Genomic DNA, 1169 nt, shown 5'->3' on the forward strand with positions numbered 1-1169 from the left:
GGGTAAGTTCGAGCGCACCAAGCCCCACGTGAACGTGGGCACGATCGGTCACGTGGACCACGGCAAGACGACGCTGACGGCGGCGCTGACGAAGATCGGCGCGGAGCGTTTTGGTGGTGAGTTCAAGGGTTACGACCAGATCGACGCGGCGCCGGAAGAGAAGGCGCGCGGCATCACGATCTCGACGGCGCACGTGGAATACGAAAGCGCGAATCGTCACTACGCGCACGTCGATTGCCCGGGCCACGCCGACTACGTGAAGAACATGATCACGGGTGCGGCGCAGATGGACGGCGCGATTCTGGTGTGCTCGGCCGCGGACGGCCCGATGCCGCAGACGCGCGAGCACATCCTGCTCTCGCGCCAGGTCGGCGTGCCGTACATCGTCGTGTTCCTGAACAAGGCCGACATGGTCGACGACGCCGAGCTGCTCGAGCTGGTCGAGATGGAAGTGCGCGAGCTGCTGTCGAAGTACGACTTCCCGGGCGACGACACCCCGATCATCGCGGGCTCGGCCCGTCTGGCGCTGGAAGGCGACCAGTCGGAGATCGGCGTGCCGGCGATCATCAAGCTGGTCGACGCGCTGGACACGTTCATTCCGGAGCCGGAGCGTGACATCGACAAGCCGTTCCTGATGCCGGTCGAGGACGTGTTCTCGATCTCGGGTCGCGGCACGGTGGTCACCGGCCGTATCGAGCGCGGCATCATCAAGGTCGGCGACGAAATCGAAATCGTCGGCATCCGTCCGACGCAGAAGACCACGGTCACCGGCGTCGAGATGTTCCGCAAGCTGCTCGACCAGGGTCAGGCGGGCGACAACGCCGGTCTGCTGCTGCGCGGCACCAAGCGTGACGACGTCGAGCGCGGCCAGGTTCTCGCGAAGCCGGGTTCGATCACCCCGCATACCGAGTTCGAGGCCGAGGTGTACGTGCTGAGCAAGGACGAGGGCGGCCGCCACACGCCGTTCTTCAAGGGCTACCGCCCGCAGTTCTACTTCCGCACGACGGACATCACCGGTTCGATCACGCTGCCGGACGGCGTCGAGATGGTCATGCCGGGCGACAACATCAAGATGACGGTGTCGCTGATCAACCCGGTGGCGATGGACGAAGGCCTGCGCTTCGCGATCCGCGAAGGCGGCCGCACCGTCGGCGCCGGCGTCGTGGCGA

1 protein-coding gene is annotated in these 1169 nt (G+C 66.0%); it reads left to right on the forward strand.

Going from position 1 to position 1169, the window contains the following annotated elements:
• Nucleotides 1-1169, forward strand: a 1169-nt coding sequence (gene tuf / locus EVS83_RS15405) for an elongation factor Tu (RefSeq protein ID WP_133502066.1), incomplete at both ends; no start/stop codon positions are given.

Origin of the sequence: Cognatilysobacter terrigena, assembly GCF_004361065.1 — a bacterium.
Taxonomy (GTDB): Bacteria; Pseudomonadota; Gammaproteobacteria; order Xanthomonadales; family Xanthomonadaceae; genus Cognatilysobacter; species Cognatilysobacter terrigena.